29 protein-coding genes and 1 pseudogene are annotated in these 25,199 nt (G+C 72.3%); 16 read left to right on the forward strand and 14 right to left on the reverse strand.

Annotation, left to right across the window (positions count from 1 at the left end):
* A partial coding sequence (locus tag E4P41_RS13865) for a hypothetical protein (protein WP_209307716.1) occupies positions 1–547 on the forward strand: 547 nt, incomplete at its 5' end.
* A gap of 138 nt (positions 548–685) precedes the next feature.
* Here the strand turns inward: E4P41_RS13865 and E4P41_RS13870 are convergent.
* Together E4P41_RS13870 and E4P41_RS13875 are read right to left on the reverse strand one after the other, a co-directional pair.
* Positions 686–1,255 carry an ImmA/IrrE family metallo-endopeptidase gene (locus tag E4P41_RS13870; RefSeq protein ID WP_135141837.1) on the reverse strand — a complete coding sequence of 190 codons (570 nt, stop codon included), beginning with the start codon at positions 1,253–1,255 and terminating at the stop codon, positions 686–688.
* Complete coding sequence (locus tag E4P41_RS13875; protein ID WP_135141838.1) at positions 1,252–1,629, reverse strand: helix-turn-helix transcriptional regulator; 378 nt, start codon at positions 1,627–1,629, stop codon at positions 1,252–1,254. Before E4P41_RS13875 ends, E4P41_RS13870 begins: the two co-directional genes overlap by 4 nt.
* A gap of 337 nt (positions 1,630–1,966) precedes the next feature.
* On the opposite strand from E4P41_RS13875, the gene E4P41_RS23650 reads away from it, so the two are divergent.
* The 6 genes from E4P41_RS23650 (at position 1,967) to E4P41_RS13900 (ending at position 5,892) form a co-directional block, all read left to right on the forward strand.
* Complete coding sequence (locus E4P41_RS23650) at positions 1,967–2,098, forward strand: hypothetical protein (RefSeq protein ID WP_280660620.1); 132 nt, start codon at positions 1,967–1,969, stop codon at positions 2,096–2,098.
* A gap of 189 nt (positions 2,099–2,287) precedes the next feature.
* Positions 2,288–2,560 carry an EsaB/YukD family protein gene (locus tag E4P41_RS13880; protein ID WP_135141839.1) on the forward strand — a complete coding sequence of 91 codons (273 nt, stop codon included), beginning with the start codon at positions 2,288–2,290 and terminating at the stop codon, positions 2,558–2,560.
* Between the two features lies 1 nt (position 2,561).
* Entirely contained in the window at positions 2,562–3,113 is a 552-nt protein-coding gene (locus E4P41_RS13885; RefSeq protein WP_135141840.1) for a hypothetical protein, read from the forward strand.
* A complete protein-coding gene (locus E4P41_RS13890; RefSeq protein WP_135141841.1) occupies positions 3,113–3,601 on the forward strand; it encodes a Mov34/MPN/PAD-1 family protein in 489 nt (162 codons plus the stop codon). The genes E4P41_RS13885 and E4P41_RS13890 overlap by 1 nt, the downstream gene beginning before the upstream one ends.
* Positions 3,598–5,217 carry a ThiF family adenylyltransferase gene (locus E4P41_RS13895; protein ID WP_135141842.1) on the forward strand — a complete coding sequence of 540 codons (1,620 nt, stop codon included), beginning with the start codon at positions 3,598–3,600 and terminating at the stop codon, positions 5,215–5,217. The genes E4P41_RS13890 and E4P41_RS13895 overlap by 4 nt, the downstream gene beginning before the upstream one ends.
* A 54-nt stretch (positions 5,218–5,271) precedes the next feature.
* Positions 5,272–5,892 (forward strand): hypothetical protein, encoded by a 621-nt coding sequence (locus E4P41_RS13900; protein ID WP_135141843.1) that lies wholly within the window; start codon positions 5,272–5,274, stop codon positions 5,890–5,892.
* Between the two features lie 200 nt (positions 5,893–6,092).
* On the opposite strand, the gene E4P41_RS13905 is transcribed toward E4P41_RS13900, so the two are convergent.
* Together E4P41_RS13905 and E4P41_RS13910 are read right to left on the reverse strand one after the other, a co-directional pair.
* The gene (locus E4P41_RS13905; RefSeq protein WP_135141844.1) at positions 6,093–6,515 is read right to left on the reverse strand and encodes a PIN domain-containing protein; all 423 of its coding nucleotides are present in this window, start codon (positions 6,513–6,515) and stop codon (positions 6,093–6,095) included.
* The gene (locus E4P41_RS13910; RefSeq protein ID WP_135141845.1) at positions 6,512–6,865 is read right to left on the reverse strand and encodes a hypothetical protein; all 354 of its coding nucleotides are present in this window, start codon (positions 6,863–6,865) and stop codon (positions 6,512–6,514) included. The genes E4P41_RS13905 and E4P41_RS13910 overlap by 4 nt, the downstream gene beginning before the upstream one ends.
* A 139-nt stretch (positions 6,866–7,004) precedes the next feature.
* Here E4P41_RS13910 and E4P41_RS23655 point away from each other — a divergent pair, with 139 nt between their 5' ends.
* The 4 genes and pseudogenes from E4P41_RS23655 to E4P41_RS13920 all read left to right on the forward strand — a co-directional run bounded on the left by E4P41_RS23655 (position 7,005) and on the right by E4P41_RS13920 (position 9,559).
* The gene (locus E4P41_RS23655) at positions 7,005–7,130 is read left to right on the forward strand and encodes a hypothetical protein (RefSeq protein WP_280660626.1); all 126 of its coding nucleotides are present in this window, start codon (positions 7,005–7,007) and stop codon (positions 7,128–7,130) included.
* Positions 7,131–7,436: 306 nt separating this feature from the next.
* Positions 7,437–7,796: a hypothetical protein gene (locus E4P41_RS22205; RefSeq protein ID WP_167761083.1), complete on the forward strand. Its 360-nt coding sequence runs from the start codon at positions 7,437–7,439 to the stop codon at positions 7,794–7,796.
* A pseudogene (locus E4P41_RS13915) lies at positions 7,766–8,260 on the forward strand (transposase); the annotation flags it as partial. The gene E4P41_RS22205 and the pseudogene E4P41_RS13915, both read left to right, overlap by 31 nt.
* 66 nt (positions 8,261–8,326) lie before the next feature.
* A complete protein-coding gene (locus tag E4P41_RS13920) occupies positions 8,327–9,559 on the forward strand; it encodes a transposase (protein WP_167761084.1) in 1,233 nt (410 codons plus the stop codon).
* Positions 9,560–10,359: 800 nt separating this feature from the next.
* Here E4P41_RS13920 and E4P41_RS13925 read toward each other — a convergent pair.
* Positions 10,360–10,881: a hemerythrin domain-containing protein gene (locus E4P41_RS13925; RefSeq protein WP_167761085.1), complete on the reverse strand. Its 522-nt coding sequence runs from the start codon at positions 10,879–10,881 to the stop codon at positions 10,360–10,362.
* A gap of 495 nt (positions 10,882–11,376) precedes the next feature.
* Here E4P41_RS13925 and E4P41_RS13930 point away from each other — a divergent pair, with 495 nt between their 5' ends.
* Complete coding sequence (locus tag E4P41_RS13930; RefSeq protein ID WP_135141848.1) at positions 11,377–11,808, forward strand: universal stress protein; 432 nt, start codon at positions 11,377–11,379, stop codon at positions 11,806–11,808.
* 49 nt (positions 11,809–11,857) lie between these two features.
* Here E4P41_RS13930 and E4P41_RS13935 read toward each other — a convergent pair whose 3' ends face one another.
* The 4 genes from E4P41_RS13935 to E4P41_RS13950 form a co-directional block, all read right to left on the reverse strand.
* A complete protein-coding gene (locus E4P41_RS13935; RefSeq protein WP_135141849.1) occupies positions 11,858–12,832 on the reverse strand; it encodes a sigma-70 family RNA polymerase sigma factor in 975 nt (324 codons plus the stop codon).
* 122 nt (positions 12,833–12,954) lie between these two features.
* On the reverse strand, positions 12,955–14,721 hold the full coding sequence (locus tag E4P41_RS13940; protein ID WP_209307717.1) for a 5'-nucleotidase C-terminal domain-containing protein: 1,767 nt from the start codon (positions 14,719–14,721) through the stop codon (positions 12,955–12,957).
* A 100-nt stretch (positions 14,722–14,821) separates the two neighbouring features.
* Positions 14,822–16,480 (reverse strand): hypothetical protein, encoded by a 1,659-nt coding sequence (locus E4P41_RS13945; protein ID WP_135141850.1) that lies wholly within the window; start codon positions 16,478–16,480, stop codon positions 14,822–14,824.
* A 114-nt stretch (positions 16,481–16,594) separates the two neighbouring features.
* Positions 16,595–16,996, reverse strand: coding sequence for an MmcQ/YjbR family DNA-binding protein (locus tag E4P41_RS13950; protein WP_135141851.1), 402 nt, complete (start codon positions 16,994–16,996; stop codon positions 16,595–16,597).
* A gap of 77 nt (positions 16,997–17,073) precedes the next feature.
* Here E4P41_RS13950 and E4P41_RS13955 point away from each other — a divergent pair, with 77 nt between their 5' ends.
* Positions 17,074–18,315 carry a GNAT family N-acetyltransferase gene (locus tag E4P41_RS13955; protein WP_135141852.1) on the forward strand — a complete coding sequence of 414 codons (1,242 nt, stop codon included), beginning with the start codon at positions 17,074–17,076 and terminating at the stop codon, positions 18,313–18,315.
* Between the two features lie 125 nt (positions 18,316–18,440).
* Here the strand turns inward: E4P41_RS13955 and E4P41_RS13960 are convergent, their stop codons facing one another.
* Genes E4P41_RS13960 through E4P41_RS13970 form a run of 3 tightly spaced genes read right to left on the reverse strand, consistent with a single transcriptional unit; the run spans position 18,441 to position 19,593 of the window.
* Positions 18,441–18,833: a type II toxin-antitoxin system VapC family toxin gene (locus tag E4P41_RS13960; protein ID WP_135141853.1), complete on the reverse strand. Its 393-nt coding sequence runs from the start codon at positions 18,831–18,833 to the stop codon at positions 18,441–18,443.
* Positions 18,820–19,050, reverse strand: coding sequence for a hypothetical protein (locus E4P41_RS13965; protein WP_135141854.1), 231 nt, complete (start codon positions 19,048–19,050; stop codon positions 18,820–18,822). The genes E4P41_RS13960 and E4P41_RS13965 overlap by 14 nt, the downstream gene beginning before the upstream one ends.
* Positions 19,051–19,101: 51 nt before the next feature.
* Positions 19,102–19,593 (reverse strand): ribose-5-phosphate isomerase, encoded by a 492-nt coding sequence (locus E4P41_RS13970; protein WP_135141855.1) that lies wholly within the window; start codon positions 19,591–19,593, stop codon positions 19,102–19,104.
* 26 nt (positions 19,594–19,619) lie between these two features.
* Between E4P41_RS13970 and E4P41_RS13975 the strand changes: the two genes are divergently transcribed.
* Both E4P41_RS13975 and E4P41_RS23295 read left to right on the forward strand, forming a co-directional pair.
* Positions 19,620–20,285 (forward strand): DUF429 domain-containing protein, encoded by a 666-nt coding sequence (locus E4P41_RS13975; RefSeq protein WP_135141856.1) that lies wholly within the window; start codon positions 19,620–19,622, stop codon positions 20,283–20,285.
* A gap of 303 nt (positions 20,286–20,588) precedes the next feature.
* Positions 20,589–21,041 (forward strand): hypothetical protein, encoded by a 453-nt coding sequence (locus E4P41_RS23295; protein ID WP_245177342.1) that lies wholly within the window; start codon positions 20,589–20,591, stop codon positions 21,039–21,041.
* Here E4P41_RS23295 and E4P41_RS13985 read toward each other — a convergent pair.
* Together E4P41_RS13985 and E4P41_RS13990 are read right to left on the reverse strand one after the other, a co-directional pair.
* Positions 21,034–21,789: an SDR family oxidoreductase gene (locus E4P41_RS13985; protein ID WP_135141857.1), complete on the reverse strand. Its 756-nt coding sequence runs from the start codon at positions 21,787–21,789 to the stop codon at positions 21,034–21,036. The genes E4P41_RS23295 and E4P41_RS13985 overlap by 8 nt on opposite strands.
* Before the next feature lie 66 nt (positions 21,790–21,855).
* Positions 21,856–22,521 carry a DsbA family protein gene (locus tag E4P41_RS13990; RefSeq protein ID WP_135141858.1) on the reverse strand — a complete coding sequence of 222 codons (666 nt, stop codon included), beginning with the start codon at positions 22,519–22,521 and terminating at the stop codon, positions 21,856–21,858.
* 89 nt (positions 22,522–22,610) lie between these two features.
* Here E4P41_RS13990 and pepN point away from each other — a divergent pair, with 89 nt between their 5' ends.
* Positions 22,611–25,190, forward strand: a complete 2,580-nt coding sequence (pepN, locus tag E4P41_RS13995; RefSeq protein WP_245177343.1) for an aminopeptidase N — start codon at positions 22,611–22,613, stop codon at positions 25,188–25,190.
* Positions 25,191–25,199 lie beyond the last annotated feature (9 nt).

The raw sequence follows: 25,199 nt of genomic DNA on the forward strand, positions 1-25,199 counted from the left end.
GGCGCAGCCACCGTTCCCGGTCAGGCAACCGGCCCGCGAGCGCCCGACCACCGGCCTCCAGCACCCTGGGCCGAGCACGCCGCGCCTTCGGTCGCCCGGCCTCACCACAGGTCTCTGCGACAGGCTCTATCATCTCGAGTACTTCAAACGCGTGATGCACTTCTGGCGGACGTACCCGCAGGTCGCCCTCGCCGGGCTGCCCGACTGTCCGCTCACCGACGGTGTCCGCCCACCGGCCGACGAGGCTGTTCGCCTGGTGGGCGATGTCTTCTTGGGCTGGCTGCGGCGGTATGCACCCGCGGAACTGGACACCGACGACAGCATCTGGTCCCGCCACACCGACAGCTTCACCCGGCCCTACCTGGGGCACGGTCGGTTCACCTTCGCCGAAGAGGTGCACTTCACGAACGAGGTCCACCAGTACATCGTTTGGGCTGAGCGCTCCGGCGACGGGCTGGATCCCGCCAAGTACACCCCGTCCCAGCATCCGGACGATGTTCGACATCACGCCGCCGGTCTTCTCGACTTCTATTTCGAGAAGGGCTGACCCCGTCGGCGACGGCGATGTCACCGGGCGGCCGCCGGCGCATCACGCTCCCTGGCGGTCGCGTCGGCTGTGGCCACCGCGCGTCCCCGCTGCTCGCGGCTGGTCGTGGCGGCACCCGGTGGCACGGGGGTGCCGTGATCAGCGTTCGGGTCGGGACTTCCGTCGCGATCGCTCGACGATCTTGCGGGCTCCCGACGCGTTCATCCTCCAGCGAGCGGCTTCCACGCTGATCTGGTGCTTGGCGCTGACCATCTCGTCGGTGGCGTCTCGCCACGCGAGCCGCAGCGCGGCCTCACGAGGGATCATCAACTCGCCGGACAGGAAGGCCGCCTCCTCCTCGAGGTCGCGGTTGGTGAGCCGGCAGCCGGTGTCTCCGACGAGCCGCGTCGTGAAGGGATGCTCCAGAAGGACGTGCGCGAGCTCGTGACACAGCGTCGATTTCCGGCGAACCGGGGAATGTTCGTCGTTCTCGAGAATGACGACTCCATCGCCCAGCGGAATGAGCGCGCCGGAGAAGGCGTCCGGGCGGTCGACGAGGAAGTGCCGCAGTGCCGCCTGATCGCAGTCCGTATCGCTGAGCCGATAGACGTCGATGCCGTATTCGTCCGCTATGAGTAGCGGATCGAGCACCGCATGCGGAGTCAATCCCACCTCCGCTCGGACTTCGATTGCCAGCGCGCGTGCTGTGCTGCCGAAACCCCGTTTCACGGGAGTCGCGATCGCTCCGCTTGGACTCGTCGGACGGTCGCGCCGATGACTTGCTCGAGGTAGTTCAGATCCAATTGGTCGAGATCTGTCCGGGCCCGCAGGAGCGGCGCAAGCTCGGCCATGAGATCGGGTTGCCGCCCCTCTGGAACAGTAGTGTCGCCGTGCGTGGCGAAATCCTCGGCCTTCATTCCCAGCCAGCGAACCAGAGTCATGAATCCCTCGGCATCGGGCTTGTATCCGTTTCCCAGCCGCGACAGCAGGGACGGGCTGACGCCGGCGTCTTTCGCCAATCCCCGCCACGACAGATTCCGCTCAGTTCGAGCTCCGTCCAAGGCCGCATACAGGCGTCGGACGTCGATCTGTGTCTTTGCCACGAAGTACTCCTCAGCAGTCGGGCAGCGCCCAGTGTGTCAGATTCGAAGCGGCGGTTGCAGACCGCGACACGGGTGGTCTACGGTCGGAGCACTGTGCCGAGTCCGGCACAGTGCCGTCCGAGAGGAGATCACGGTTCATGACCAAGCCCATCGGCACCACTGCTCGTACGGGTGAGACCGGCCCGGAGAGCGGCGTCTGGGAGGTGGTCGGCACACGTCCACCACGGCGCCGATCGCCAAGGGGGACCGGATGCCCCCGTACGCCGGGCAGGCCGTCACGTGGCGGCTCATCCAGCACGCCTGACGGCGGCACCGGCCGGGGGAAGGAGGCATCGCCATGAGCGGCAAGCGCGGCCGCAGCGCCATCACCGGACGGTTCGTGAAGCAGTCCACCGTGGCCAGCAGCCCCAAGACGACGGTCAACGAGTCGTCGAAGAGCAGGAAGAAGGGCGCCAAGAAGAGCAAGTAGCCGCCGGTCGGGGATGGCGGAGCCACGGGGATGTTGCCTCCGCCACCTCCCCACGCTGTCGGCATCCAGGCGCACAAAACGCAGGCGCACAACGAGAGCCGGCGCCGACGCCGACGACTGTCGTATCCATCTGCTACACGTCGACCACCGTCCGTTCCCCCGTTCCGACCGATCTCCGAGGAGCTCTGCATGCCCGGCAAGTCCGATGACAACTTCTTCGACCTGGCCGTCAAGTCCACGTCTGGGGTCTTCACCGACCGCTTCAACAGGAACAACAAGGCGAAGAAGGTGTTCGACGCCGCCGTCTCCTACTTCGGGCTGGGCAGCGCCGGAGCCGTGACCTACTACCTGCGCCGCGAGGCGGACGGGCGAACGCTCGACCTGAACGAACAGCTCGACGATCTCGGCCTGGTGGACGGCGACGTCCTGTTGCTGCAGACCAGCCAGGCGCAGGACGGCTGAGATGCACCCCGCCGATGTCGCGCAGCACGTCGCCGATTCGGTCGACGTGCTGCGCGACCGGCTACGGGAAACTCCCGGACTTGCCACCGCAGACCCCGTTCTCGAGGGAGCCACGGACCTGTACGTCGCCTTCGACAAACTGGACCGGGAACTGGTGTCACAAGCCGTCGGCACCTCTCTGGTCCTTCCCGGTGGCCAGCCCATCTCCATGATCTATCAGGTTCCTTTGCTCGGCGCTCCGCGACTGCGATCGCTCCTTCTGCACATGCAGCTCGACGACTTCGACGGCCGGCCGCCGACCGCCGAGCTGCTCCTCCCCGACCGCACTCCCCTGCCGCCGGATCAGTGGCCGAAGTCGATCGGCGGTCAGGGCATCGTCCCCAACCATCGGGACTTCGGCCGGCCGTTCTTCTGCCGTCGGGGACTGCGCGAGTACCACACCCACCCCGAGCACGAGGACGACCCCTGGGAGGCGCACCGCGAACACCTGCGGCTCGACGCGCTCGTCCTCGAACTGCTCGACGGGCTCCGCAACAAGTGGATCGGCCGGTGATGAGCCGCGTGCCGCCGACGCTGACCAATTACCGGGTACCTCGTGCCGTGCTGGACGACACCGGTGCGCTTCTTCGTGAACGCGGCCTGCTCGGCTTCGAGGCGGTCGTGCTGTGGATCGGCCGCGTCGACAGTCCGACCGAGGCCACCGTGCTGGCCGCCGTCCGCCCCGGCCAGGTCGCCTACCGCAGCGACGACGGGTGCGCGGTCGAGGTGCCGCCCGACGCACTCAGCGAGATCATCAGCCTGCTGCCGGCGGAGACGTTCGTCCTCGCCCGGGTCCACACGCATCCCGGGGCGGCCTACCACTCCCCGGTGGATGACGCCAACATGCTGATCGCCCACGAGGGGGCGATCAGCATCGTCGTGCCCGACTTCGCGCGAGACCCGGTCGAGCTGACCCGCTGCTCGGTCAACGAACTGCGCCACAGCACCGGCTGGCGCGAGCTTCCGCCCGACGACGTCGACGCTGCCTTCGAGGTGTCATGAGCCCCCCGCCGACTGCACCGCCCACCCCGACGACCGAGCCAGCCGCCGACCGACGGCTCCGCGTGGTCTCCGGGTCGACCGCCGACGGCGACGCGGTGCTCGCGCTGCTGGACGGAACACCCATCCGGGTCGTCCTCCCGACGGCACCAGCATGGCGTCACCAGGTTCTCGCTCTGGCACTGGTGGACCTGCTGGGACGCCTCTTCCCGCTGATTACGATCGACTGCGACAGCGCCGCGTCGGCGCATCCCCTCTTGCCGCCCGGGCCCCCTCTGCTACGCCCGCGCCTGGAGGAGGCCGCCGGGCACGGCGCGCTCGGGCGGACCCGGCCGCCGGGCGCGCCCCCGATCACCATCATCGTCGGCGACGCGGTCGCCGACGGCCCGATCGTCGGCCCGGTCGTCCACGTCGACGGCGCAGGCTGGCAGTCCTACAACGGAACGACTCCGCCACGGTGGCCGGACCGCGACTGGCCGATGGTGCCGGTCGGCCCGCTGGCCGCCGCGTGCCGCGCCGCGGCTCAGGCGACCGCTGCCGCGCTGCACCCGGTGTCCGGGGCTCAGGTTCCGCCGGCCAGTGCCTACGCCAGCGCCCTGACCCACACCGCGTCGCCGGACCCGATCGACGACGGGCACGCCGGATCAGCCGGCGCGTGGCAGAACCCGGCCATCTCCGCGGTGATGGCCGGCGCCGGCTCGATCGGGGGCGCGGCGGCCTATGCGTTGGCCATGACGCCGTCGCTGGCCGGAACGCTCACGGTGACCGACCCCCAGCAGTTGGAGGACAAGAACCTGGACCGGGCGCTGCTGGCGACCGCCCAGACCACGGCGCAGCGGCTCTGGAAGGTCGACGCCGTCCAGCGCGCACTCGACCACCACGAGGCGCTGCGGGTCGACACCTACCGGGGGACGCTGACGGACTGGGTCGCCAGTCACCCCGAGCCGTTTCCGCTGCCGCTCGTGCTGACCGCGGTGGACAGCCGTCAGGCCCGCACCGCCGTGCAGGACTGCCTGCCGCTGGACGTTGTCAACGCAGCCTGCCATCCGGACGAGATCACCGTCTCCGGCCACCGCACCGGGACCGGCCCCTGTCTCTGCTGCCTGCACATGGAGCAGGTGATGGACACCACCACCACCCGCGCGCGGCTGCTGGAACGGGCAACCGGCCTGAACGGACGCATGATTCTGCACTACCTGACCGCCGACATCCCCCTGGAAGCGGACGTGCTGCGGCAGATCGAACGGCACCGGGGCCTGCCGCCCGAGTCACTGAGCCAGTACGAGAACGCGACACTGGAGGACCTGCGCGCCGGCGAACTGCTCTACGGAGCCACCGCTGTGGGAACCCCGACGGGCACGGTGGCCGTCGCCGCCCCGTACGTCACGGCCCTGGCCGGGGTCCTGCTGGCGGCAGAGGCGCTCAAGTCCGCGACGCCGGCGCTCGCCGGGTACCGCCTGGGGCCGGACGGCGGCCACATCAAGTACGAGGAGCGGGTGCAGCGCGGTCCCCTGCAGGCTCTGCTGACCAGTCCTCCCCGCTGGGCCGGCAGCGAATGCCTCTGCCAGTCGTCCCGCCGCCAGCGTCTGCTGACGACGCGGTACGCAACATTTGGGTGAGATCCGACAGTCCTGCGGTCTGCCGGCGACGTGGCCCATCGGTATCTTCACGCCGTGTCCGACACTTCGGTTGCCGAGCTCACCTTCTGCCCGCTCGCCGGCGACGCCGCGTCGCTGGCCCGGCTGCTCTCCGTCGAGGGGGCTTTGCGGCAGGGGCATTTCCGTCTGCTGTCCGGCCGGCACACGGACAAGTTTCTGGCGTTCAGCGCGATCGCCGCGGAGACAGCCGCGCTCGATCAGATCGCCTCGTGGCTCCGCCCGGCGGTCGAAGCCTGGGCCCCGGACAGTGTGCTCGCCCCGACCACGGCGGGGGTGGGGCTGGCCGCCACGCTGGCCCGCATGATGTCCCTCCCCCTGCAGCTGGCCGCCGCGGGCCCGGAAGGGCGCCCGAGCGTGCTGGTCGGTACGCCGGCTCCCTTGGCAGGTCGCGTGCTGCTGGTCAACGACGTGACCACGACGGGAACCGCTCTCGGTGCCCTGGCAGGCCTGGCGGAGACCAGCGGGGGTGTCGTCGCCGGAGCGGCCTGGTTCGCCAGCCGTCAGATCGGTGGAGAGCTGTCGCTGCCGTTCCCGACCGCGCACGTAGCGGACGTCGACCTGCCGTCCTGGCCCGAGCAGGAGTGCGGCCTGTGCAGCACGGATCCTGCCCCGGAGAACGCCCGAGACCTGAACTAGGGCCTGCTCCGCTCTCGGTGCCCTCCGCCTAAGACCGGTGACCCGGACGAAAGCGGCGCCGCACGGTCTGCGGGTGTGACCGTGCCGGCGGTGGGCGCCGCTCGAGCCACCGCCGTCGGCGCCCCGGGGCCACCGGCGCCGCTCGCCCGCCTGCCGCGGGTGAGATTCCGCTCAGACGGCGTCGTCGCCCCGACCGGCGGTCAGCCGCCGCGCAGCGGGAAGAACTGGGTCTTCAGGTCCAGGGTGCCCCAGTGCGTGTCGCCGCCGGTCACGGGAAGCCCGAGCCGTTCGGCGACGGCGATGCAGATGCCATCGCCCAGGGACAGGCTTCGGTCGTCCGCCGTGCTGCGCGCCGCTCGGGAGGCGGCGACCAGCTCCGCTGCGCGGACCGAGTCGTCCTCGGTCACCGGCTCCACTTCCAGGTCGGTGCTCAGGAGCTCAGCGAAAAGGGTTTGGGGGCTGTTGCGGTAGCCGCGCTCTGGCGCGCGATACAGCACCTCGGTCATGTTGGCTGCCGTGATGACCGCGTACGGCAAGATCTGAGCGACCACGGCAGCGGCCCGCTCGCGCAGCACGAAGGCGAGTACCGCCGAGGCGTCGACGACTACGCGACGACCGGTCACGCGCCGGTCAGGCCGAGGGCGGCGAGCAGGCGGCGACCGTCCTCATCGGCCTGCTCGTCACTGTCGGCGCGGGCCGCGGCGTTGCGATCGGCGACCCGAACGTCCTCATCCCGCATCGCCCGGACGTCTGCACTGGCGTCGTACCCGGAGTCGGTGGGGTCAAGATCAGCCCAGATGCGCTGCGAGGCGGCGGCCACGGCCGCTTCCGGCGTCGCAATGACGAACCGGCCCGGCGACTCCGCGTAAGCCAGCAGCCGGGTCGGGTTCTCGATGCCCGCCGCTTCCAGCAGCACAGAAGGCAGCGCGACTCGACGCTTGGCGTCCATCCGTAGCTCGAGCAGTCGGCTCATCGTTCCGTCCCTTCCTGCAGTCCCACCGAGACTACTCTGGTGGGATCGGCACGTACAACGCCCACCTTGAGCGTTTCTTCCCACCGCAGGCCCAGCGATGACGTCGACGCGGTCAGGCCCGCCTGCCATCCTCGACCGCATGGCGGAGGCCGACGGCGAGCGGTTCCGCAACGTGCTCGACAGTTCCTGGACCGCCCACCTCAGCGGCCGCCTGCCGACTTCCAAGGCAGATGAAAGGCACGGCATCCGCCTAACTCGGCGCTGAGCAGCGATGATGCCCCCTGGCGTCCCAAGCCTTCCAAGCTGGCCATGCGGGTTCGATTCCCGTCACCCGCTCCACGCATAACCGCAGGTCAACCGCCCTGTCAGGCCTACTGGAGAAGGTCTGAAGGACCGTCTGAGAGGCCCGTTACAGGCCTCTGGAGACCCCTGTGTTCCGCTCCATTGGTCATGAGTTGGTCACGCCGGGCGGCGCCATACGGCCAGGTGACGGCCCCTTTGTTCCCCCGTCCTGTGACCACAACAAGTCCACGCGGTGAGTTCGAGGCCGGCGCCGAGGAGTTCGAGGCCCGTGCCGAGCGGCGATCGGCCGAGCGATCTCATCCTGACCGCCACCGAGCTGGCCGCGCTCGCCGAATCACTGGCCCCGGCGCAGGCCGCCCAAGCCGCCCAGCGCCGCTTCGAGCAGCGCGGCGGCCCGCGACGCCGCGCACCCGGCGCCGGGTCCACCGGGCTGCTCTCCGACGCCGACCGGGTGCTGGTCACCGTCGTCTATCAGCGGCAAGTCTGCTCGCACCGCGCCCGCCGCCACCCGGTACGCCAGCGCGGCCGCGCTCCTCGCCTCCGTCGCGGCTCCCAGACCCGACAGCGACGCGCCGACAAGTTGATTCTTTACAGGCCCACTTCCTGCGCAACGTCCTCGCTCGCGTGAGCACGGGACAGGCGGAGATGGTCGCCGCCGCGATCCGCACCATCTTCGCCCAGCCCACCGCCGACACCGTCCGCAAGGCGGTCGACGACGTCGCTGACACCCTCGACCGGCAGTTCCCCACCATCGCCACGATGCTGCGCGACGCCCGCGAGGAGATCACCGCCTTCGCCGACTTCCCCGCCGCCCACTGGCGCAAGATCTGGAGCACCAACCCGCTGGAGCGGCTGAACAAGGAAGTCAAGCGGCGCACCGACGTCGTCGGCATCTTCCCCGATGACGCCTCCCTGCTCCGGCTGGCCTCCTGCGTCCTCATCGAGGCCCACGACGAGTGGCAGGTCGCCGACCGCCGCTACCTGTCCGAGGCATCCATGGCACTGCTGACCCCGCCCGAGCCCACTGCTCTGGACACTCGCCGCGCCGAGTCGGCCGAGGGGGTGGACAGGCCCGCCCTGCAGACCGCATAGTCCATCCCAACACAGAGCATCACGCGGCAGTTACACCACGTCACGGGACGCGACCGCGGCCAGCTGTTGGTCGACCTGGCGACCGCGCAGATCCTCGGCGGTGAGGCGATCAGCGACTTTCAGGGGCTGCGGCATCTGGCCCCGGTGACTGGGCCGGTGCCTTCCACGCCGACGGTGTGGCGGGCGCTGGCCGAGGTCGGCGCGCCGCAGCTGGGCCGGATCAACGCCGCGGTCACCTCATTTCGTCGGTGGTGGTGGGCCCTGCTGGCCGACCGCCCCGACGGCTTTCCCTGGCTGAGCGTCGCCGGTCGCGAGCTGACCGGGATCACCGTGGTCGACCTGGACGCCTCAATCGTGTTCGCCGCCTCGGAGAAGGAGAACGCCGCGGTGACCTACAAGGGCGGCATCGGGTTCTGCCCGAACCTGGCCTGCTGCGACAACACCGACGACGTGCTGGCGATCGACCCGCGGCCGGGCAACGCCACCGCCAACTGCGCTCAGGACAACATCGCCTTGCTGGACCTGGCGGTTTCCCGGCTGCCCGGCCGCTTCCGGCACCGGCTGCTGGTCCGTCTGGACGGCGCCGGGTTCTCCCACGAGCTGATCGAACACATCGCCGCCGGCGGCGGGAAACGGGGCCGGCACTGGGAGTTCTCGGTCGGCTGGTCGTGCACCGACGTCGAGCTGGATGCCATCGCGCAGCTGCCGGCCCAGGCGTGGACGCCCGGCATCGAGCAGAACGGCGCCGTCGCCGAGGACACCTTCGTCGCCGAGCTGACCGGCCTGCTCGACCTCGGCGGCTGGCAGGCCAAGATCCCCGGCCTGCGGGTCCTGGTTCGCAGCGAGCCCCTGCACCCTCGCTACCGCAAGCGGGCCACCGAGCGGGAGAAGCGGCTCGGCCGCCGCTTCCAGCTCATCGCCACCAACAGCCGCCTCGGCCAGCACGCCTGGTTGGACGCCCGGCACCGCTCCCACGTGCACGTCGAGGGCGACGTCAAGCAGGTCAAGGACCTCGGTCTGGCCCGCTGGCCGTCGCGGTCTTGGGCGATCAACGTCGCCAGGACCCAGATCGTGGCCCTAGCGGCGAACCTGCTCGCCTGCTTCCGCCTCCTCGCCCTGCCGCCCGGCCCGCTGCGCGAGGCGGCCCCGAAGCTGCTGCGTTACCGGCTGTTCGACCTGCCCGCCCGGCTCACCCGCGGCCAGCGCAAGCGCTGGCTGCACCTGCGCGCCGACTGGCCCTGGGCAGGTGAGCTGATCGGCGCCTGGAAGGCGGTGAAGGCACTTGCCACGCCGACTTGATCACCGTCACGCCGCCCCGACGATCAAGGAAGGACCGGCCGGGCCCGTGGAACCCGGCGCCCCCGACGCGACAGTCGGCCCCCTCGACCTGCACAGCATCGGAAAGCCATGATCGAAAACACAAGCCTGTAGTTCACCGGCACACCCGTCACCCCGGTGAAAAATCCAGGCCAGGCCGCCGACCGACACGAGATTCGGATCATCGAACGTCGCCGACAACGCCGACGAACCGTGAGACAGTCGCATCGCGCGGATGCCCTTCTGTGGGACGACACCGGTCCTAGACAACCGCATCGTCCCTGGTCAGAAGGGCATTCGTGCGTTACGACTCGCCATCAACGACCATTTCGACGGTGGATCGAGGCTGAGAGAACGATCTGCAAGCAGGGGGGCAGCAGTCCGGCATCCTTGGGCGAAGGACCGGCTCGGACGCCGAGCCGCCCGTTTGACGTTCGTGGTCTACCCGGCTGGCTGCACGATCGGCTATCGGGACGGTGGGATCTGTCGTGGCGCGTGGAGCAGCCGGATCCTCTCGCTATCGCGGTCGACGGCCCGAGCAACCCTGAGCAGGCGCTCGGCGTGACCCAGCATCTTCCCTTCTCGGTCGCGCCGGTCGGTCCGGTGCCGGCGCGGTCACGGACCGATCCTTCACACCCAAGCGACGATCACCCGGCTAGGACACGCCCGCGACCACCTGAACAGTCACGATAACGGTGCCGACAGGAGAACGTAGGCGAGATTGCGCCCCGCCGGCGGCTGGGCTGTGGGGAGGCAGCCGTCATAGTCCGCAGCACGTGTGGCTACGACAGGGACGGGTCATCCTCCGGCACCTCCGTCGCGACCACCTCGGCCACTTCCGCGTCGTCGCCTGACAGCCCGTCGGCCTCCTCGTGCTTGTCGTGGAAGGCCAGCCAGTGCATCCCGAGGGCCTCGCGCTGCTCGTCGTCAACGGCCTCCTTGAAGGGAGGGAAGAAGTCGGTCTCCTCCTCGGCCATGTGGTCGGCGTTGATCTGTCGCGCGTTTCGCACCGCCTCCCACCAGCCCTCGCTGCCGACCTCCCGCTCGCCGACGGCGGCCGCGGCGTGCCGGATCTCGTTGTGGTCGTGCACGCCTTCCGCCGTCTCCTGCTTACCGTCCGCCTCCTGCGCGAGCAGTGGGTAGAACAGCTGCTCCTCGGCTACGGCGTGCACCTCCAGCTTGGCGTGCAGCGCCTCCCAGGCGGCGGCGAGCTCCTCGACGGGCAGGTCATCGAGCGCAGCGAACTCCCGCCGGAAGACCTCGTGCTCGGCCAGGACCAGGGCGGTGATCTCGAAGTCGGACATGCTCGATCTCCTACCCGCCCGAACTGCCGCCATACGGGACGGGTGGGCTGCCGAGGCCGACATCCGGTCGGCGAGGTGGGTGCTGGCGTGACCATCCGCGGTGATCGAAGCGATCTTGTGGCAGTCCACGGCCGAGGCGCCGTGGCATGACTCTCGTCCGAACGGCCGGCCGCCTGAAGTGAGGCGTTCCCCTGTCGTGGGCCGGTCCACGGCAGAAGCCCAGGGCCGCGGGGCGAGAAGTTACTGGAGGACTACAGGAGGACTACTGGAGACCTCCGACGAGGCTCCCATCATAGCGGCGCACCGGCTGACCCAAGGACGGCACTCCCCCGGCGGTGCGCTGCTGAGCGTTGCTGAAGCCGGGGACAACCTCTGGGGCACCGACCGGAACGCTGCTCGTACTGTTCGTTCTGGTCGCCCCACTTCCGGCAGGGCAAGCCCCCGCCGGGGCGGGCGTCACCGTCCCATCGTCTTCCGCGACACCTTGGAGCTCGTGTGACCGTCCTCGTCGCCTACGTCCCCACGCCCGAGGGGGACGCCGCCTTCACCGCAGCCGTCGCGGAGGCAGTCCGCCGGCGGGAGCGGCTGGTCCTGCTCAACACCCCGCGCCAGGGCGCGCCGGTCAGCGCCGCCATGGCCGACGAGGAGACCGTCCGCGCGCTCCTCGACCGCGCGTCCGCCGCGGACGTCGAGGTCGAGGTCCGCCAGGAGGCGCACACCGGTGACCTGGCCGACGAGGTGGTGCGGGTCGCCGCCGCGGTCGACGCCTCGGTGGTCGTGATCGGCCTGCGTCGTCGTTCCCCCGTCGGGAAGCTGCTCATGGGCAGCACCGCGCAGCGGATCCTGCTCGACGCCGACCGCCCGGTGCTGGCGGTCAAGCCGAACGCCGTGGCTGATCGGCGCCACCGGAACACCGCCGACCGCTAGCCGCCCGGCGACCGACGGCGGCCCGTACGGTCGGGGGACGGGCCCTCGTTCAGGCCGGGTCGGCGGGCAGGCCGAGCCGGCGGAACAGGTCGTTGCCGAGGTCGAGGAAGCTGGAGATGTGCGCCACACGCCCGTCGCGCACCTCGAGGACGTGCAGCGCCCAGGGCTCGTGACCACCGCCGGCGCGGGGACGGTACTGCGCGAACGCCGGCGCCCCGTTGGCCACGGTCGGCAGCACCCGGGAGCCGCGGCACCCCGCGCCGGGGCCGAGCATCCAGGTGCCGATGTCGGCCGGCCCGCGCAGCCACATCTCGAACGGCGGCATGTGCTGGGTGGCGTCCTCGTGCAGCAGGGTGACGAGGGCCTCGACGTCGTAGCGCTCGAAGGCGTCGACGTAGCGGTCGAGCAGGGCACGGTGGTCGTCGTCCAGCGGCTCGGTCTCCGCCTCGCCCCCGACGGCGGCCATGGTGGCGCGGGCGCGTTGCAGCGCGCTGTTCACCGACGCGACGGTGGTGTCGAGCAGCCGGGCGACCTCGTCGGCCTTCCAGCGGAGCACCTCGCGCAGCAGCAGCACGGCGCGCTGGCGGGGCGGCAGGTGCTGCAGCGCGGAGACGAAGGCCAGTCGGATCGACTCGCGCTGCACGGCCTGCTCGGCGGGGTCGGCGTCCTCGGCCACGACCTGCCGGTCGAGCACGGGCTCGACCCACGCGGGCCCCGGCCGCCGGGCGGCCAGTGAGGCCTCGACCGGCTGCCACGGCGAGCCGGAGAGGTCCATGGGCAGCGCCCGCCGCTGGCGGCCGGAGAGCTGATCGAGGCAGACGTTGGTGGCGATCCGGTACAGCCACGACCGCAGCGCCGACCGGCCCTCGAACTCGGCCAGGCCGCGCCACGCGCGGACCATCGTCTCCTGGACGGCGTCGTCGGCGTCGAAGGCCGACCCGAGCATCCGGTAGCAGTAGCCGGTCAGCTCCCGCCGGTGCTCCAGCAGCCGCGGGTCGAGTTCGTCGGTCAGCACGGTGGTCACGGGTCCTCCTCGGGCGCGTGCCGCGACAGCTCACCACAGGACACCGACGGAACGGGAGGCCCTTCCCGCCCGGACGCGCCGGACGGGCGGGCGGCTCCCCTGCAGGGGGCAGGGGGCCTTCCTCACGGGAACAGCGGCTCCCCGGCGCGGACCAGCCGCCAGTTGTCGACGGCGAAGTCGCCCGGGTCGATGACCTCCCGCGCCTGTGCCCACTCGATGAGCAGCTGGCGGATCTCCTGCTGCTCGTCGTACACCACCGGCGCGTCGGCGACGTGCGGGAACCCGCCACCCCCGCCCTGGCGGTAGTTGTTGACGGCGACGACGAACCGGTCGTCGTCGGCCAGGGGCGAGCCGTCGGGCATCTCCAGGCGGGTGACCCGCTGTCCCTCCGGCAGGGAGACGTCGAGGTCGTACACGACGCCGGAGAGCACGTCGTAGTTGTAGTCCGGCTTGGTCGGCGCGAGGTCGGCCGGCGTCACCGGCCCGGCGTCCGGCACCTCGGAGAAGTAGGTCGCCGACTCCTCCAGGTACTCCCGCAGCTGCGCTCCGGTCAGCTCCACCGCCTTCAGCGTGTTGTCGAAGACGTAGAGCCCGGCGATGTCGCGGATCGTCACGTCGCCCTGCGGGAAGACCGCCTCCCGGCTGAACGGCGCGGCGATCGACAGCACCGGCAGGTGGGCCCGGTCGGTGCCCTCCAGAGCGGCGTCGACGGTCTCGGTCTGCACCTGCTGGATAAAGTCGAGGATGGGGGTGTCCTGGTACCAGCTGGTCTCGGTCGTCAGCTGCTCGGTGGAGGTGGCCACGACCTGGTTGACGTAGCCGACCGTCGTCTCGTGCGCCTCCGCCGTGGCGGCGAGCACGTCCGGGTCGGGCTCGAAGTCCGCCGTCCGCAGGGAGGTGGCCTCGGTACGGACGATATCCCACTGTCCGCGCACCTTCTGCAGCCCGATGTCGACCTGGGACACGCTCGACCCCCACCGGTAAGGCTGGGTCAGGAGGACGTCCTCCCCGGTCTGCTCGTTGACCACGACCTGCGACGGCACGTCGCGGTGCGTGTGGCCGACGACCATGACGTCGATGCCCGGCACGGTGCGGGCGATCTCGTCGGTGGGGTTCTCCGTCGGTGCCTGCGCCGGGTCGTAGGACGACGTCCCGCCGGTGCCGGCGTGGGACAGGACGACGACGACGTCGGCGCGCTCGGCCACCTCCGGCACCCACTGGCGCGCCGTCTCGACCATGTCGCGGAACTCGACGTTGGCGCGGTCCCAGATCGCCGAACCGGGCGTGGTCAGCCCGAGGACGCCCACGGTGACCGGCTTGTGCCCGGGCACGTGCATGCGGTGCAGGGTGTAGGGCTCCACGAACGGCCGGCCGGTCGCGGCGTCGACGACGTTCGCCCCCAGGACCGGGTGGTCCACGTCGTCGGTGTAGGCCTGCAACAGGTCCAGGCCGTAGTTGAACTCGTGGTTGCCGACGACCTGCGCGTCGTAGCCGATGGCGTCGTAGGCCGCGGCCATCGGGTGCTCGCGGCCGGTCTCGGTGACCGGCTCCTGCCGGGCGTAGTAGTACGTCAGCGGCGTCCCCTGCAGGAAGTCGCCGTTGTCGACGACGAACACCCTGTCCTCGCCGCGGGCCTCCCGCACCGAGTCGACCACCGAGCCCACCCGGGCCAGGCCGACGGCGTTGCCGGCCGAGTCGCTGTAGGGCGCGTTGCGGTAGTAGTCCCAGTTGTGCACCCGCCCGTGCACGTCGGTGGTCGCGAGCATGGTGATCTGGAGTTCATGGGCGCCGCTGCCGCCCGGCGTGGCCGCGGCCGGGGTGGCCACCCCTGCGGTCATCGCCACCACGGCCGCGCCCACGGCCCAGCCCCTGCGTCGGGTCGTCGACACCCGTCCCCCTTCCGTCCTCCCGCTCCCGGATCGGAGCGGCAACCGACGGTAACCCGACCGGGTGACGGGCTCGACACGTGCGGTGAGCAGGCGGAGTCGCCTACTGATAGGTGACCAGCTGGGGCCTCGGGTGGACCTGGGCGATGGTCTCCTCCGGGGTCAGCATGGGGACGTCCTCGTCGTAGAAGTTCTTCCAGCCCCAGGCGACCTCGTCCGGCTCGGTCTGCCGCAGGACCCGCCAGGTGTCCTGCTTGGCCGGCTGCGAGCCCTGGCCGTCGACGTGCACCATGATCGCCAGCTCGTCGCGGGAGGTGTCCAGCCGCTCGCGCTCGGGGATCATGTCCACCCGGAACTGGTGCAGCACCAGCAGCTTCTGCGGCAGCTGGTTGGCCCGGGTCAGGTCGGCCAGCCAGTTGACCACCCGGTTGACCTCGTCGATCGAGACCGATCCGATCTGGACCAGGTGCCGCTCGTTCGGTCCCAGCCGCCACTCGGGGTCCAGCGCCAGCCCGACGTGCGGCAGCTCCAGGAGCGGCCGGTACAGCTCGGCCTGGGTGACGAAGTCGGTGCGCCCCGGCTGGAGGTCCAGGATGACGTAGAGGCCGGCCTCCCCGGCCGCCTCCACCCACGGCCGCAGCTCCTCGACCGGGATCTCGGTGGAGTAGTCGCCGTCCGGTCCGGCGGACGCCGAGGCCACTGTGGCGATGATCTCGAAGGCCGGGACGACGGCCGCGTCCTGCACCAGCGGCTCGTAGGGGGCCGCGTGCGCCCGGGCCCGCTCGATCGACGCCGGGAGGTCCTGCTCCCCGAGAACGCCGAGGGCCCCGGTGCCCGGGGTGCCGTAGAGCGCCACGAGGAAGTGCCCGGGGAAGAGCAGCTGGCCGCCGCCGGGCAGCTGCTCCCCGGTGGCGGCGGTGTCGAGCTTCCACTCCAGCCCGTCCTCGGCGGCGAACCCGGCGCCGAGGGCGACGACCGCTTCCGGCTGCTGTTCGGCCAGCAGCTGCACCAGCTCCGCCGAGCCGCGGGGGTCGGTGCCCTCGTCGGTCAGCTGCACCCGCGCCCCCGCCGCCCGGGCGGTGGCGGCACCGGCCAGCGCCTCCGGGGCGCCGGTGGTCATGACCAGCGTGCCGTCGAGCGGCTCGGCCCGCTCTACCGCGGGCAGCTGCTCGAGCTCGCCCTCGGCCTCGTCGGTGGCCGGCTCGGCCTCACCGGACAGCAGCGCGGCCGGCCGTTCCGGGTCCAACGCCGCCACGGCGGCCACCGCGGCGCCGTCGTCCACCTGCTGCACGGCCGCGAGCTCCAGCCCGGTGGCCTCGGCGACGGCGTCCGGCACGGCGGGGACGGCGACCACTTCGGGGCCGCCGTCCGCGTCGTCCGCGACGCCGTCGGCCTCGCCGACGGCGAGGACCGTCGTCGCGCCCAGCCGGTCCAGCTCCGCGGCCAGCGCGTCGGCGGACCCGCCGCCGGACGGCTCCAGCAGCAGGGGGACCCCGAGGCCGGTCGCGGCCGAGGCGGCCAGCAGCGTGCCGTCCTCGTCGCCCTCGCGGGCCACGACGACGACGTCCGAGCTGTCGAACAGCGCCCGGCTGGTCGAGACGGCCGAGGCGACCGGATCCTCGTCGGCGACGAGGGTGAGGCGGGCCTCGGGCACCGAGGTCGCGACCCCGGCGGCCTGCTCGGTCTCCTCGCCGGAGGTCGCGCCGCAGCCGCTGGCCAGCAGGACCGCGGTCAGGGCGATCGGCACCGTCGTGGAGCGCACGGCTCCCTCCCCCCGCCGGGCACGCGGTCGCGCGGTGGCACGACGCCGTCGGCGCGCTCGGCCCACCGACCATAACCGGACGTCGCCGCAGGCGGCGTCGGCGCGTCGGGTCGGTCACGGACCGTGAGAGGCGCCTCTCGTGCCGTCAGCCGTGCCCGTGTCCGGCACCGGTCCCCCGGCGCCGTCGATGGCGGCGCGCAGCCGGGCCGGGGCCCGCAGCCGCCAGGCCTCGGTGAGCAGCTCGGCCAGCTCGGCGGGATCCACTGCGGCCAGCCGGACGACGACCATCGTCGAGTTCCGGTAGTGGTGCGGCACCGAGAAGACCCCCGGCCGCTCGGCGGCCAGCGCCCGGTTCTCCCCCTCGCCCAGCCGGATCGCCACCCAGGTCTCGTCGGGCGGCATCGAGGCGAAGATCCGGTCCCGTACCCGCAGGCAGGCCATGTCCCAGGCCGGCCGCTCGGTGGTCTCCGGCAGCGCGAGGGCGGCGGCGCGGACGTCGTCGGGCGTGGCGGGCACGGCGGCATCGTGACACCGGGACGGCACACCGCGGAACTCGCTCGCGGACCGTCGGAGCCTCCCGGTAGACAGCTCCGGTGACCGACTTCGCCGACCAGCTGCGCCCCGCCACGCCCGAGGAGTGGCCGGCGTTCGGCCGGGCCCTCTTCACCGTCTTCGGCGAGGAGCCATCCGCCTCCTTCGTCGACGCGGTCCCTGCGCACGCCGAGCTGGACCGTTCGCTCGGGCTGTGGGAGGGCGACCGGGTGGTGGCGACGTCGGGCGTCTACAGCCGCGAGCTCACCGTGCCCGGCGCCGTCGTCCCCTGTGCGGGGGTGACCTGGGTGAGCGTCGCCCCCACCCACCGTCGCCGCGGCGTGCTGACGGCGGTCATGCGCCGCCAGCTCACCGAGCTGCACGAGCAGGAGCGCGAGCCGGTCGCCGCGCTGTGGGCCTCGGAGTCCTCCATCTACGGCCGGTTCGGTTACGCGCCGGCCACGGAGCGGGGCAACCTCTCCGGCGACGTGGCCCGGTTGGCGCTGCGGCCGGGGGTCGACCTGGGCGCCGGGCGGGTGGACCAGGTCGGTGTCGACGACTACCGCGCGGCCGTGGTCGGCCTGCACGACCGGGTGCGCCGGTTCGTGCCCGGCAACCTGGCGCGCGACGCCCGCTGGTGGGACCGCGGCCTGCGCGACGAGCCCGGTGAGCGCCGCGGCGCGACCGAGCGGCGGTTCCTGCTGCACACCGAGCCCGACGGGGCGGTCACCGGGTACGCGGCCTACCGCGTCAGGGCGGAGTGGACCGACGACGGCCAGCCGGACGGCACGGTCGTCGTCGAGGAGGTGCGCAGCCTGACCACCCCGGCGTACGCCGCCCTCTGGCGGTTCCTGCTGTCGCTGGACCTGGTGCGCACCGTCAAGGCACCGACCGCCTCGCCGGACGACCCGCTGCGGCACCTGCTGGCCGAGCCGCGGGCCCTGCGGTCGGCGCCCTACGACGCGCTGTGGGTGCGGCTGGTCGACGTCGGCCGCGCCCTCGCCGCCCGCCGCTACCCGGCGCCGATCGACCTGGTGATCGAGGTCCGCGACGCCTTCTGCCCGTGGAACGACGGGCGCTGGCGGCTGACCGGGCACCCGGCCGGCGGCCACTGCGGGCGCACCGACCGCGACCCGGACCTGGTGGCCGACGTCGAGGCGCTGGGCGCGGCCTACCTCGGCGGCGTGTCGCTGGCGACACTGCAGGCCGCCGGCCGGGTCACCGAGGTGAGCCCCGGAGCGGTGACGCTGGCGGCGACGTCCTTCCGCTGGCCGGTCACCCCGTGGTGCCCGGACGAGTTCTGAGCGGACCGGCCCCCTTTGCAGGGTCCCGCCGCGAGCCTGCGAGTGGTGGGGGGCAGGGGGTCCTTCGAGGGGAGCAGGGGATCCTTCGAGGGAGGCAGGGGGTCCTTCGAGGGGAGCAGGGGTCCTTACTCCAGCACCTCGACGTCGCAGCGGAGCCCGGGTGCCCGGGAGAGCCGGCCGTCGGATGTGAGCAACGTGCAGTCGAGCGATTCGGCCAGCGCCACGTAGGCGGCGTCGTAGGGGGTCAGGTTGTCGCGCAGCTCCCAGCACCGAGCGAGAAGCGGTCGATGCGGCGCCCGGTCGACGGGGAGGTCGACCAGGTCCTCGAGCGCCAGACGCGCCCGGGCGGCGGTGACCCGGCCCGTCCGGAGGAGCCGGCGCAGCACCGAGGCGACCTCCAGGTCCACCAGTTCCGGTGCTGCGAGCTCCTCCCCGGAGAGCCGGGCACGGACCGTCGACCCGGCGGCGGAGTCGTCGGCCAGACCGGTCGACAGGACGCCGGCGTCAACGACGATCACGGTCCTCCCTGAGGATCTGCGCGGTGAGCGACAACGGCGCGCGACCGCCCTGCCGGCTGCCGGCACGGGTCAGCACCTCGTCGATCGTCGGCCGGCTGGCCTCGGCGATCAGGCGGGACCGGAGGTACTCCTGCAGCGACTGGTGGGCCGCCGCCGCCCGCCGGCGGAGCACCGCGTGCGTCTCCTCGGGGACGTCCTTGATCTGCACACTCGGCATGGCGCCAGACTGGCGCCGTGGCGGCGGATGAGCAAGTTCCCCGGTCTCGGGTCAGGGGCGTCCGGACCGGGTGGGCAGCCCGCCGGCCGGCCGGTGCCGGTTCTGCTCGTAGTCGGCGATCAGCCCGATCCGGCGGGCGTGCCGCTCGTCGCCGCTGAACGGGGTGGCGAGGAAGTGCAGCACCAACTCGGTGGCCTCCTCGACGCTGTGCTGGCGGGCGCCGATCGAGACGACGTTGGCGTCGTTGTGCTGGCGGGCCAGCTCGGCGGTCGACCGGTTCCACACCAGCGCGGCGCGCACCCCGGGGACCTTGTTCGCGGCCATCTGCTCGCCGTTGCCGGAGCCGCCGATGACCACGCCGAGGCTGCCCGGCTCGGTCACCGTCCGCTCGCCGACCTCGAAGCAGAACGGCGGGTAGTCGTCCTGGGCGTCGTACTCGAACGCCCCGCAGTCGACCGGCTCGTGACCGGCGTCGGCGAGCGCCTGCTTGAGGTGCTCCTTGAACTCCAGGCCCGCGTGGTCGGTCCCGACGAAGACGCGCATGGCGGGAAGTCTGTCAGGCTGCCGGGATGGCGGTGCTGGGTGTCGACGGGTGGCGCGGCGCCTGGGTAGGGGCGCTCCTCGACGGGCGGTCGGTACGGCTGTTGGCGCTGCCCGACGCGGCTGCCGTCCTCGCCGTGCCGGGCGTCGAGGTGGTCGGCATCGACATGCCGATCGGGCTGGCGGACGACGGCCCGCGGGCCTGCGACGTCGCGGCGCGGCGGCGCCTGGGCCGCGCCATTAGCTCCGTGTTCCCCGCTCCGCTGCGCGGCGTCCTCGCGGCCACCGGCCACGCCGACGCCTGCCGCATGTCCCGCGCCGCCTCCGGGAGAGCGCTGTCGGTGCAGGCGTGGAACCTGGTCCCGGCGGTGCGCTCGGTGGACGACGCCCTCGGGGACCCGCCGGCCGACCACGTGGTCGAGGTGCACCCCGAGCTGGCCTTCCGCGCGCTCGACGAGCGGGTGACCGACCGCAAGGCCACCGCGCGGGGCGTGGCCCAGCGGATGCGCGCGCTGGCGCCGGTGATGGACGTCCTCGACGCGCTGGCCGCCACGCCGGACGGTGTCCCCGTCGCCGATGCGCTGGACGCCTGCGCCGCCGCCTGGTCGGCCCGACGGGTCGCCGACGGCGTCGCGGAGTGCGTCGGGGACGGCCGGCGAGACGCCCGCGGCCGGCCGATGCGGATCTGCTGGTGAGGTTCGCCGCGGTCGCCGACGGGGTCTTCGTCCGGCGGCACGAGTCCCTGGACCTGAACTGCGGCCTGGTCGTGGGCGACGGCGCCTGCCTGGTCGTCGACACCCGTTCCGACCTCGGTGAGGCCGCCGACCTGGTCGCCGCCGTCCGCCGGGTGACCCCGCACCCGTGGACGGTGGTCAACACCCACGCCCACTACGACCATTGCGCACGAGCTCGCGGCGTTCCGGCCCGCGACGATCTGGGGCCCCCGCGGCTGCGCCGCCGACCTGCTGGCGGCCGGGGAGGCGCAGCGGGCGGCGCGGGTGGCCGAGCTGCTGGCGGAGGGCCACGCGGACGCCGCCGAGCGGGTGCGGCGCGCCCCGCTCGACCCGCCCGATGCCCTGGTGGACGGCACCGCGGTGCTCGACGTCGGTGGCCGGGACGTGGTGCTGCGGTTCCTCGGCCGCGGGCACACCTCGCACGACCTGGTGGTGGAGGTCGAGACGGCCGGGGACGGCAGCGTCCTCGTCGAGGAGGGCGAGCCCCCGTCGTTCGAGGACTCCTTCCCCACCGAGTGGCCGGCGACGCTGGGTCGGCTGCACGCCCTGGCCCGCGGGTCGGTCGTCCCCGGGCACGGCGCCGTCGTCGACGCGACGTTCGTGGGGTCCCAGCGGGAGGAGCTGATGGCGGTGCTGGCCGCCGTCCGGTCGGCCCCGTCCAGGGGCCCGCCCCCGAGCGTGCGAGGGGTGGGGAGGACGGGGTCCTTCTTCAGGTGACCCGGCGGACGACGGGCAGCGGCAGTACCCGCAGCAGCGCAGAGATCGGTCGCCACGGCAGCCCCGGGACGTAGGCGCGCACCGGCTCGCGCTCGATGGCCGCGGTGAGGGCGGCGACGCCGGTGTCGAGATCGACGGTGAACGGGCCGCGGCGACCGACGTTGATGTCGGTGGCGATGTAGCCGGGGAGGATCGTGGAGACGGCGATCGGCGTGCCGTGCACGTCGGAGCGGATGCCCTCGGCGAGGGAGTTGAGCGCGGCCTTGCTCGCGCCGTAGGCGGTGCGGGTGTCGCGCATGCCGCGGATCGACGCGACCGACGAGATCAGCACCAGGTGCCCGGAGTTCTGCGCGCGGAAGAGCTCCATCGCGGCCTCGCACTGGGCGTGCGAGCCGAGCACGTTGGTGTGCAGGACGGCGCGATTGGCCGCCGCATGCCCCGTGCCGACCGAGCCGCCCTTTCCGATGCCGGCGTTCACGACCACCCGGTCGAGGCCGCCGAGCCGCGCGGCCAGCTCCGGCACGACGGCGGCCACCGATCCGGCGTCGTCGACGTCCATGCCCGCGACCTCGACCCGGATGCCGGGGTGCGCCGCGCGCAGCTCCTGCTGCAGGGCCTCGAGGCGGTCGGTGCGGCGCGCGGCGAGCGCCAGGTCGCGACCCATGGCGGCGAACCGGCGGGCCATGCCCTGGCCCAGGCCGGCACTCGCGCCGGAGATGAGGATGCGCTGGCGGACGGGGTTCGGCACCGCGTCAGGATGCCAAACCCGCCTCGGTGTCGGTTTCCGCGGAAACCGACACCGAGGCCGGAGGGATCAGCGGCGGCCGGTCAGCTCCAGCGCGTCGGCCGGCACCGACTCCATGTCGGGGCCGGACAGCCGAGTGCGCTTGAGCTCCCAGAAGTCGGGCAGGTTGGCCAGCAGGACGGCGCCGTCGAAGGCCCGGCCGGCGTCCTCACCGGTCGGCACCCGGCTGATGACCGGGCCGAAGAAGGCCACGCCGTCGATGTGCATGACCGGGGTGCCGACGTCGTCGCCCACCGGGTCCATGCCTGCGTGATGGCTCTTCTCCAGGGCCTCGTCGTACTCGGCGGAGGTGGCGGCCTCGGCCAGCGACGCGGGCAGGCCGACCCGCTCCAGTGCCGGGGCGATCAGCTCGTCGAGCTCCACGCCCTCGTGGTGGCGCAGCGTCCCCATGGCCGTGTAGAGGTCGCCGAGGACCTCGTCGCCGTGCTGCTGCGCCGCGGCGATCGCCACCCGGACCGGGCCGATCGCCCGCTTCATCATCTCCTGGTAGTCCTCCGGCAGGTCCCGGCCGCGGTTGAGCACCGCCAGGGACATGACGTGCCAGTGCAGGTCGATCTCGCGGACCTTGGCCGCCTCCAGGACCCAGCGGCTGGTCAGCCACGCCCACGGACAGGCAGGGTCGAACCAGAAGTCCACACGGGCCTTGGTGGGGGCGCTCTGCACTGCCTCGGTCATGGATCGCTCCTCGCTCGGGGGGGTGGGTCTCTGCAGCCGTCCAAGCCCGGCGGGGAGGTGGTTGTTCCCTCAACCGTCCGCTCGTCGCGGTGTCGGACCTGCATGGGAAGCTGCCCGGCGTGGCCGTACCCAACCTGACCCGCGAGAACGCCGCCGCCCGCGCCCGACTGCTGGCGGTCGACAGCTACGACGTCCGGTTCGACCTGACCGACGGCGCGGGGCACCCCGGCGAGCACACGTTCGGGTCGACGACGACCGTGCGGTTCAGCTGCCGGCAGCCCGGTGCGGACACCTTCATCGACCTGGTGGCCGAGACCGTCCGTTCGGCGACGCTCAACGGCGCCCCGCTCGACGTCTCCACCTACACCGAGGAGGGCGGCCTGCCGCTGCCCGGGCTGGCCGCGGACAACACCCTCGTCGTGGTCGCCGACTGCCGGTACTCCAACTCCGGCGAGGGGCTGCACCGCTTCGTCGACCCCGAGGACGGCCAGGTCTACCTCTACACGCACTTCGAGCCGGCCGACGCCAAGCGGGTGTTCACCTGCTTCGACCAGCCCGACCTCAAGGCCACCTACATGGTGCACGTGATCGCGCCGTTCGACTGGCAGGTCGTCTCCAACACCGGCGAGCGCACCATCGAGGCCGGCCCGGGCGGCTCCCAGCTGGTGCACTTCGCGCCGACCAAGCGGCTGTCGACCTACCTGCTCGCGCTGATCGCCGGCCCCTACGCGCGGGTGACCGACTCCCACGAGGGAATCCCGCTCGGCCTGTACTGCCGCGCCTCGCTGGCGCAGTACCTGGACCCCGACGAGCTGTTCCGGGTCACCAAGCAGGGCTTCGACTTCTACCACCGGGTCTTCGACTACCCGTACCCGTTCGACAAGTACGACCAGCTCTTCGTCCCGGAGTTCAACGCCGGCGCGATGGAGAACGCCGGCGCGGTGACCTTCCTCGAGGACTACGTCTTCCGGTCCAAGGCCACGCGGGCCAAGTACGAGCGGCGCGCGGAGACCGTGCTGCACGAGCTGGCGCACATGTGGTTCGGCGATCTGGTCACCATGCGCTGGTGGGACGACCTGTGGCTCAACGAGTCCTTCGCCACCTACATCTCCGCGCTGTGCCAGGCCGAGGCCACGGAGTACACGACCGCCTGGACGACGTTCGCCAACACCGAGAAGGCGTGGGCCTACGCGCAGGACCAGCTGCCCTCCACCCACCCCATCGCCGCCGACATGGTCGACGTCGCCGCGGTCGAGGTGAACTTCGACGGCATCACCTACGCCAAGGGCGCCTCGGTGCTCAAGCAGCTGGTGGCCTACGTCGGCCGGGACGAGTTCCTCGCCGGCATCCGCCGCTACTTCCGCGCGCACGAGTACGGCAACACCACGCTGGCCGACCTGCTCGACCCGCTGTCGGAGGCGACCGGCCGCGACCTGTCGGCGTGGTCGCAGCAGTGGCTGGAGACCAGCCAGGTCAACACGCTGCGGCCGGTCCTCGAGCTCTCCGACGACGGGCGCTACTCACGCTTCGCGATCGAGCAGACCGCCGTCCCCGAGCACCCGGTGCTGCGCCGGCACCGGCTGGCGGTGGGCCTCTACAGTTCCGGGCCCGACGGCCTGACCCGTACCCACCGGGTCGAGCTGGACGTCGACGGCCCGCGCACCGAGGTCCCGGAGCTGGCCGGCCACCCTGCGGCGGACCTGGTGCTGGTCAACGACGACGACCTCACCTACGCCAAGCTACGGCTCGACCCGCGGTCGCTGGCCACCCTGCGCGAGGCCATCGGCACCATCCCCGACCCGCTGCCCCGCGCGCTGTGCTGGTCGGCGGCCTGGGACATGACCCGGGACGCCGAGCTGCCCGCCCGCGACTGGGTGGCCCTGGTGCTGGCCGGGGTGGACGCCGAGACCGAGATCAGCGTCGTGCAGTCGCTGCTGTCCCGGGTGCAGTCCGCGCTGTCCCACTACGCCGACCCGCGCTGGGCCGAGACCGGCTGGCGGGCGCTGGCGGACGAGGCGCTGGCCGCGCTCGAGGCCGCCGAGCCCGGCAGCGACACCCAGCTGCAGTGGTCGCGCACGTTCGCCGGCGCCGCCCGCAGCGAGGAGCACGCCGCCGTGCTGCGCGGGCTGCTCGACGGCTCCCGCGTGGTGGAGGGGCTGCCGGTCGACGCCGACGCCCGCTGGGCGTTCCTGCACGGCCTGGTCGCCATCGGTGCGGCCGGGGACGCCGAGATCGCGGCCGAGGAGGAGCGGGACGCGACCGCGACCGGCCAGCGGCGAGCCGCGACCGCCCGGGCGCTGCGACCGACGGCGGAGGCCAAGGAAGAGGCCTGGCGGCTGGCCTTCCACGACGACACGGTGCCCAACGCGGTGCACGAGGCGGTCGTGGGCGGCTTCTGGCACCCGGCCCAGCGAGAGCTCACCGCCGATTACGTGGACCGGTACTTCCCCGAGCTCGGACCGGTCTGGGCCCGGCGGCCCGGCGAGATCGCCAAGAACGCGGTGCAGTACCTCTTCCCGCCCGTGGTCGAGCTGCGCACGGTCCAGGCGGCCGACGCCTGGCTGGCCGGGGAGGACCACCCCGCCCCGCTGCGCCGGCTGGTCGCCGAGGGCCGGGACGGGATCGCGCGCTCGCTGCGGGCCCGGGAGCGGGACGCCGCCAAGAGCTGATCACTCCGT

It is taken from the genome of Geodermatophilus sp. DF01-2, from assembly GCF_004571065.1.
Classification (GTDB): Bacteria; Actinomycetota; Actinomycetes; order Mycobacteriales; family Geodermatophilaceae; genus Geodermatophilus.

Coding starts and splice junctions, on each gene's coding strand:
- E4P41_RS23650 (WP_280660620.1), top strand. CDS start 1,967: ATGAGCGGCAAGCGCGGCCGCAGCGCCATCACCGGACGGTTCGTGAAG.
- E4P41_RS13880 (WP_135141839.1), top strand. CDS start 2,288: ATGCCCGGCAAGTCCGATGACAACTTCTTCGACCTGGCCGTCAAGTCC.
- E4P41_RS13885 (WP_135141840.1), top strand. CDS start 2,562: ATGCACCCCGCCGATGTCGCGCAGCACGTCGCCGATTCGGTCGACGTG.
- E4P41_RS13890 (WP_135141841.1), top strand. CDS start 3,113: ATGAGCCGCGTGCCGCCGACGCTGACCAATTACCGGGTACCTCGTGCC.
- E4P41_RS13895 (WP_135141842.1), top strand. CDS start 3,598: ATGAGCCCCCCGCCGACTGCACCGCCCACCCCGACGACCGAGCCAGCC.
- E4P41_RS13910 (WP_135141845.1), bottom strand. CDS start 6,865: ATGAGCCGACTGCTCGAGCTACGGATGGACGCCAAGCGTCGAGTCGCG.
- E4P41_RS23655 (WP_280660626.1), top strand. CDS start 7,005: ATGGCGGAGGCCGACGGCGAGCGGTTCCGCAACGTGCTCGACAGTTCC.
- E4P41_RS13925 (WP_167761085.1), bottom strand. CDS start 10,881: ATGTCCGACTTCGAGATCACCGCCCTGGTCCTGGCCGAGCACGAGGTC.
- E4P41_RS13965 (WP_135141854.1), bottom strand. CDS start 19,050: ATGCCGAGTGTGCAGATCAAGGACGTCCCCGAGGAGACGCACGCGGTG.
- E4P41_RS13970 (WP_135141855.1), bottom strand. CDS start 19,593: ATGCGCGTCTTCGTCGGGACCGACCACGCGGGCCTGGAGTTCAAGGAG.
- E4P41_RS13975 (WP_135141856.1), top strand. CDS start 19,620: ATGGCGGTGCTGGGTGTCGACGGGTGGCGCGGCGCCTGGGTAGGGGCG.
- E4P41_RS13990 (WP_135141858.1), bottom strand. CDS start 22,521: ATGACCGAGGCAGTGCAGAGCGCCCCCACCAAGGCCCGTGTGGACTTC.